General features: G+C 63.0%; 4 protein-coding genes. 3 read left to right on the plus strand and 1 reads right to left on the minus strand.

What is annotated here, in order from left to right; translation table 11 throughout:
- Positions 1-81: 81 nt before the first annotated feature.
- A complete protein-coding gene (locus I2H31_RS23430) occupies positions 82-993 on the plus strand; it encodes an ABC transporter ATP-binding protein (protein WP_196295493.1) in 912 nt (303 codons plus the stop codon).
- A complete protein-coding gene (locus I2H31_RS23435; RefSeq protein WP_196295494.1) occupies positions 990-4,583 on the plus strand; it encodes an ABC transporter permease/M1 family aminopeptidase in 3,594 nt (1,197 codons plus the stop codon). The genes I2H31_RS23430 and I2H31_RS23435 overlap by 4 nt, the downstream gene beginning before the upstream one ends.
- Before the next feature lie 80 nt (positions 4,584-4,663).
- On the opposite strand, the gene I2H31_RS23440 is transcribed toward I2H31_RS23435, so the two are convergent.
- The gene (locus I2H31_RS23440; protein WP_196295495.1) at positions 4,664-5,458 is read right to left on the minus strand and encodes a hypothetical protein; all 795 of its coding nucleotides are present in this window, start codon (positions 5,456-5,458) and stop codon (positions 4,664-4,666) included.
- 580 nt (positions 5,459-6,038) lie between these two features.
- On the opposite strand from I2H31_RS23440, the gene I2H31_RS23445 reads away from it, so the two are divergent.
- Positions 6,039-6,908: a hypothetical protein gene (locus tag I2H31_RS23445; RefSeq protein WP_196295496.1), complete on the plus strand. Its 870-nt coding sequence runs from the start codon at positions 6,039-6,041 to the stop codon at positions 6,906-6,908.
- Positions 6,909-7,064: the final 156 nt, after the last annotated feature.

Consider the following 7,064-nt stretch of genomic DNA (forward strand, 5'->3'; position numbering starts at 1 on the left):
CCCCAGCGCCCGTTGAGGCGGCGTTTATGCCTCGGCATTCGGCACGGGCCCTAAGATTACCAGCCTAAAAGGAGCTCTAAAATGAATTTAACCATTAGCAACGTCTCCAAAACCTACCCCAACGGGGTCAGGGCCCTCCAGGGCATATCCCTCACTGTTCCGGCTGGGCTGTATGGCCTGCTGGGGCCCAACGGGGCCGGCAAATCCACCCTGATGCGCATCCTGGCCACCCTGCAGGAACCCGACGAAGGCAGCATCCAGCTAGCGGGCCTGGATGTGCTGGGCCAAAAGGAAAAGGTGCGCGAGACGTTAGGCTATCTGCCTCAAGAGTTTGGCGTTTATCCGAAAGCAAAAGCGGAAGATTTGCTCGATTATTTCGCGGTGCTCAAGGGCATTACCCAGCGCGCGGCGCGGCGGGAAGTGGTGGAAGCCCTGCTCCGGCAAACCAACCTGTGGGACGTGCGCCGGCAGCAACTGGGGGGCTTTTCCGGCGGCATGAAGCAGCGCTTTGGCGTAGCCGTAGCGCTATTGGGCAACCCCAAACTGCTGATAGTGGACGAGCCCACCGCCGGCCTGGACCCGGCCGAGCGGGTGCGCTTCCTCAATTTGCTCAGCGAGCTGGGCGAAAACAGCGTGGTCATTCTCTCCACCCACATTGTGGAAGACGTAGCTGAGTTGTGCACCAACATGGCCATCATCAACCAGGGGCAGATTCTGCTCGAAGCTGAGCCGCTGCGAGCCATCGAAAGAATAAGGGGGAAGGTTTGGCGCAGCGTGGTGGAAAAATCGGCTCTGCCGGCGCTGGCGCAAGTTCACGCCATCATCTCCACCCGGCTGCTGGGGGGGCGCACCGTGGTGCGGGTGTACGGCGAAGCAGCGCCCGGGGCGGGCTTTGAAGCGGTGCCACCCGACCTGGAAGACGTGTACTTCACCACCATGGCCGGGCACTACCACCCAACCTCGGCGCAGGAAGGAGGGGCGGCAACCTCATGAAGCTCTGGAAGATATTTTACTACGAAGTTGCCTACCAGTTGCGCCGCGTTTCGACGTGGTTCTACTTCGCGCTGCTGCTGGGGCTCTCGTTTCTCATGGCCCGCCAGGTTTTCGTCAACGAAGCACTGGTCGGTGGTTACTACCTCAACGCGCCCTTTGCGGCCGCGCAGGTCACGCTGGTGGCGTGCGTAATGGGGCTGCTGGCGCTGGCGGCGTTTGCGGGCGGCGCCGCGGCCCGGGACGTGGAAACGCGGATGCACCCCCTCCTCTACACTACCCCCGTCGGCAAAGGCGCCTACCTCGGCGGCCGGTTTCTCGCCGCCGTGGCGCTCGGCGCCCTGCTGCTGAGCGCCATTCCAGCGGGCTTGCTGGCTGCTGCGCTCCTGCCCGGGGAGCACGCCGACTTGCTGGGGCCCACGCGGCTGGCCTCGTACCTCAGCGCCTATTTTCTGCTGGCACTGCCAAATGCAGTTATTGCAGTGGCGTTCATGTTTTCCGCGGCCGTTTTCGGCCGGCGCGGTGTGGTGAGCTACCTGGGGGGCATATTCTTCTTGTTTGCCGCGGTGGTTAGCTGGCAGTTAGTTGCCGTGCACCAGGGAAACTGGGCCCTCGCCAAGCTGACGGACCCGCTGGGGCTTACCGTGCTGGCCGAACTCTCGGACGTTTGGACGGCCCGCGAGAAGAATACACTACTAGTCGGCCTGCAGCCGGCCATGCTCGTCAACCGCCTAGTGTGGCTGAGCGTGGCCCTGGGTCTGCTGGCATTCACGTATTTCCGCTTCCGGCTCGCGCACCTCGCCGAACGCAGTCGCCGGGCCGTTCGCCAAGGAGGACCCTCCGAGCTACCTCCCGAAACAGCAATCGTCCGGAGTGCCCCGATTGCATCCGCGCCGGTCCGGCAGGCATTCGGGCCCGGTTCCCGCGCGGTGCAGGTGTTTACCATCGCGAAGGAATCGTTTCACTTGATTGTGACGGGCTGGGGCGGCCTTGGGGTTGCTGCCCTCGCGGCCTTTGTGTTCCTGACCGGCCCCCTGTGGTTCTCAGAATATTACGACGTGCCGGAGCTACCCACCACCGGGCTGTGGGCCAACATTCTGGAAAACAGCGCCAACCACGGCATGTGGCTGGTCATTCCGCTGCTCATTGTGTACTACGTGGGCGAGCTGGTGTGGCGGGAGCGGGAAGCGGGCCTGGGCGGGATTGCCGGGGCGGCGCCCGTGCCGGTGTGGGTGAGCTTCGCCGGCAAGTTTACGGGGCTGACGCTTGGGCTCGTTGCCGCGCAGGCCTTGCTGGTGGCCACCGCGATGCTCGTGCAGGTGCGCCTGGGGTACTACCACTTCGAGTTGGGGCTGTACGCGCAGGTTCTCTTGGGCCTCCGGCTCGTCGATTACCTCCTGTTTACGGTGCTGGCCTTCGCGCTGCACGTCGTGGTCGACCAAAAATATGTGGCCCATCTGCTCTCCACACTGGCATACGTGGTAACGACTTTTGGGCCGCAGTTCGGCATCGAGCCCGGGCTGCTGGTTTACGGCTCGGACCTGGGCTGGTCGTATTCGGACATTCGGGGCTTTGAACCGTTTGTCGGGCCGTGGCTGCTCTTTAAGGCCTATTGGGCCGCATGGGCGCTGCTGCTTGCTGTGGTGGCACGGCTATTCTGGCCGCGGGGCCCGGAGCGGGCCCTGAGGCCGCGGCTCCGCGTGGCCCGGCGGCGCCTCACCCGCCGCACCGCCGCAACCACGGCGGTAGCCGGCGCCCTCTTGCTAACCATTGGCGGCCTGCTCGTTCGCAACCTGCCCGCGCCGGGCGCCAGCCCAGCCCCCGCCGACGAGGAAGGCTGGCGAGCCGAGTACGAGCGCAAGTACGGTCGGTACGTGGGCGCCCCGCAGCCCCTTACCACTGCTACCCGCCTGCGCGTGGAGCTTTATCCCCAGCGCCGAGCGGTGGAGGTCCGCGGAACCTGTTTTCTGGTAAACCAGGCTCGTTCACCTATCGACTCAATTCAGGTAGCAACCACCCCGGGAGTCGAAACCCGTGCGTTGGCTTTCAACCTGCCGGCCAGACCGGCCGTTATCGACAATGAGCTCGGGCATCGGATTTATGTGCTGGCGAAGCCCCTGCTGCCGGGCGACTCGTTGCAGCTCAGCTTCGAAGTAGCCTTTGCCCCGCAGGGCTTCAGCCGCCACGAGCTGGCCGCGTCCGTGGTGCCGAACGGCACGTATGTGGACGGCGGCTGGCTTCCCAGCCTGGGCTACCAGCGGAGCCGCGAGTTTCGCGACGCGAGGCAGCGGCAACTACACGGCCTGGCCCCGCGACCGGAGGTGACGCCCCTTGACGACCCCATCGCGCTCCAACACGTTTCGGGGCAAGAGCAGGTGCTGGTTGAAACCATCGTGGGCACCGACGACGGGCAGACGGCCGTGGCGCCCGGCACGCTGCGCAAGACGTGGGCCACGGCCGGCCGGCGCTACTTTCACTACGCTACCGACGCGCCCATCAAAAACAGCTACGCCTTCTTCTCCGCTGCCTACGCTGTGCGTCAGGCCAAGTGGCACGATACCGAGATACAAGTCCTCCACCACCCAGGGCACACCCTGAACGTGGAGCGGATGGTCCGCGCGGCGCAGTACGCACTCGGCTACCTGACCCGGCAGTTCGGCCCCTATCTGCACCGTCAACTGCGGTTCGTGGAAGTGGCCGGCGACCGCAAAACCCTGTTTGCCTACCCCACAAATATCACTTTCGAGGAAGGATTTGCCCGGCTCAATGCCGACCAGGACCCGCGGGGCGTGGACTTGCCGTCGGCAACGGTGGCGCATGAGGTGGCGCATCACTGGTGGGGCCACCAACTGGCGCCGGCCCAGGTCGGCGGGGCGGCGCTGCTCACCGAGAGCCTGGCCTGGTACTCGGCCCTGGAAGTCGTGGAAGCCACGCAAGGGCGCGAGCAACTGCTTCGACTCCTCGACATGATGCGCGATGATTTTCTGAGCCCCCGGGCGCGGGCCGCCGAGCCTTTGCTACAGGCAACCGACCGGGTCCAGTACTACCGCAAGGGCCCGCTGGCCATGTATGCGCTGCGGGAATATACCGGCCAAGAGCCGGTGCACGCCGCCCTGCGCCGCCTGCTCGCCAAACACGGTTCGGGAACACCCCCGCTGCCGACCCCGCTCGACCTGTACCGGGAACTACGAGCCACAACCCCGGATTCGCTCCACTACCTGCTGCACGACTTATTTGCGGCGAATACCTTTTGGGAGTTGGAAACCAAGGAAACCACGGCCCAAAAAACCACCGCCGGAAACTGGCAGGTGACGCTGGACGTGCAGGCGCGCAAGCTGGTAATTGATGCCAAAGGTGCTGAGACTGACGCGCCCATGAATGACTGGGTGGAAATTGGCGTTTTTGCCCCCGCCAAGAAGGAAGGGCAGTTAACCCATCTGCTCTACCTGCAAAAGCACCGAATACACTCCGGAAAGCAGCTAATCACTGTGACGGTGCCCGGCGAGCCCGCCCGGGCTGGCATTGACCCCAATCACCTGTTGTTCGACTGGGAAATGGATAACAACACAGCCGCTGTGAAGGCAAAGAATTAAAAAGCAGTAGTAAAACCAAAGCCACAAAAAAAGCCCGGCACCTTGCGGCGCCGGGCTGGCAGAAATAGAAGCAAAGTTGATTAAGCAGCGGCTTTCTCGCCGTTCTCGCGGTCGTCGATGGCTTTGCGCAGCTTGGCGATGGCCTGCACGGCGCGCTCCTCGTCGAGGCGGTTGATGTTGAGCAGCATCTTGGTCTTCTCCGGGCGGGTGATGACCGGGTGGTTCAGCAAGCGGATGATTTCCTCTTTCTGCGCCGCCGTGGCGTATTGCACGGGGGCAACGGCAGCTTCTGCGGCCACGGCCGGAGCCGCGGGCTCGGTGGGCACTACCTGCATGGCGGGCACGGCCTGGGCCACAGCAGCCGCCGGAGCCGGCGCAGCGGCAGGCGTGTTGGTGTTGTAGTCCATCTCCTCAGCAGGCGTGGGCTCGTAGCCAGCGGCGCGGATTATCCAGGCCAGGCAGTTGCGGTAAGCTTTGCCGATGGCGCGGGTCTGCGCCATGCTCATGATGGCAAACTCCTGGTAGAATTTCTTGCCGCTCTCCTTGTTCGAGCACACGGCGAAGCCGGCGCCCACGGTGGCGTTGTGGCGCAGGTCAAACAGCGTGACCTTGGCCTGGTACTTCATTTCCTCGGGCGAGCTCACGTTGATGACGTGCTCCACGATGGGCACGATGCCCAGGCGCGAGCCGGCGTACTGCCAGCCTTCCACGTTCACGAACTCCTTGCCCTGCACGTTCGTGGTGAGCTTGTTTTCCTTGATGAACTTAGCGAGGTCCTTCGCCAAATCCAGCGTTTCGTCGGAGCGGCTGATATCGAAGCTCTCGACTTTGACTTTTTTGGTAACGTCCTTGGTGGTTTTGGTGGCCTCGTTCATGGCGGTGGGGTGTTTTAATGTGTCCAACTGATGTTCTGTAATACAACCCAAAGGTAGAAAGAAACGTGCCAAAAAAGCCAAAAATATTGGTAAATTTTATTGCTGTAAATCAGGTATTTGTCAGCAATAAGAAAAATAGTTGAGGCTAATCAGTTTGGGAAGCACGCTTTGAGCCCACAACACCGCCGCGTTTGCTAAGATTCCGGCACATTCTATATTATTAGCCAGCCGCCTGCCCGGCGCGCTTGGGCGGCCTGCGAAACATTTGGCCACGCCCAGCCAACCCTTTGCCGCCTCAAGCCGAGTAGAAGGTAAAGCCCCCGGCCCCAGCGCGCCTGACTCACCCAGAGCCGCGCAATGAGACGGCGGCTGGCCCGTGAACGGGCGGCCGGAAGTTGGCGCCGGCTTCCGCTGTCCGCTCACCTGCCGGCTGGCTTTTATGCCCCTTTTTCATTGGTCCGGCACTCTGCCTGGCCCGATACTCCCGGCCAGCCAGGCACGGGCCAGGATTTCTCGTGCCAAAAAACGAGCTGTTCCGACTTCATTCTTCACCCATTCAGCTTCTTAACCAACCACTTTTATGACGCATTCGGCACATTCTTTTCTGACGCGCTTCCGGGCTATCGGCCTGGGCCTTGCGCTTCTGGTTTCGCTTGGCGCCGGCTTGGCCGGCTGCAAAAAAGACTCCGAGCCCGCCGTCGACCAGGACGCCGTGGCCAACGTGAAGCTGGCCAATTCGGCCACCCTCGGCACCTACCTCACCGATGCCAACGGCAACACGCTCTACTTCTTCGCCCGCGACATCGACGGGGCCAACACCTGTACCAGTGCCACCTGCCTGCCGCTGTGGCCCGTGTACTACGAAGCCAACATCAAGGTGCCCAAGGCCCTGAACGCGGCCGACTTCGCCACCAAAACCACCGCCGACGGCCGCCCGCAAACCACCTACAAAGGCTGGCCGCTCTATTACTACGCCCCGGCCACGGCGGGCGTGTACACCCGCGAGGCGCCCGGGGCCACCGGCGGCAACGGCATCGGCGGCATCTGGCACGTGCTCAACCCCGACTACGGCGTGGTGCTGGCCAGCAAAAACGTGGTGGACAAAACCACCGACACGTCCTCGGCCAAAACCTTCCTGACCGACGTCAACGGGCGGACGCTCTACTACTTCGCCAAGGACGGCGCCAGCCCCAGCACCCTGGCCACCAACTGCACCGGCGGCTGCGCGGCCATCTGGCCGGCCCTATACATGGGCAAGCCCGCCATGCCTTCTACCCTGGTGGCCAGCAAGTTCACCACCCTCGTCCGCGACGGCAACCGCGAGCAGCTCGTCTACAACGGCCACCCGCTGTACTACTATGCCGGCGACGCCGCCACGCGCGGCAAGGCCGAAGGCCACAACCTCAACGACTCCGGCGACTTCTGGTTTGTGGCCGACCCGGCGCGGTAAGGGAGGGGCGGAAGAGTAGAACGCCAAAAATCAGAACGTCATGTCGAGCTGGTCGAGACATCTCGCGTGCCGAAGTAATTAGGAGGTGTTAACAGTCGCGCAACCAGAGAACGGTTGCAGCCAAATGAATAAAGGCCAAAAAATGGGCATCCAACT

It is taken from the genome of Hymenobacter ruricola (assembly GCF_015694525.1).
GTDB classification, from domain to species: Bacteria; Bacteroidota; Bacteroidia; order Cytophagales; family Hymenobacteraceae; genus Hymenobacter; species Hymenobacter ruricola.

Bases quoted from the DNA above. Each gene is read 5' to 3' on its own strand.
- I2H31_RS23435 (WP_196295494.1), top strand. From the start codon at position 990: ATGAAGCTCTGGAAGATATTTTACTACGAAGTTGCCTACCAGTTGCGC.
- I2H31_RS23445 (WP_196295496.1), top strand. From the start codon at position 6,039: ATGACGCATTCGGCACATTCTTTTCTGACGCGCTTCCGGGCTATCGGC.
- I2H31_RS23430 (WP_196295493.1), top strand. From the start codon at position 82: ATGAATTTAACCATTAGCAACGTCTCCAAAACCTACCCCAACGGGGTC.
- I2H31_RS23440 (WP_196295495.1), bottom strand. From the start codon at position 5,458: ATGAACGAGGCCACCAAAACCACCAAGGACGTTACCAAAAAAGTCAAA.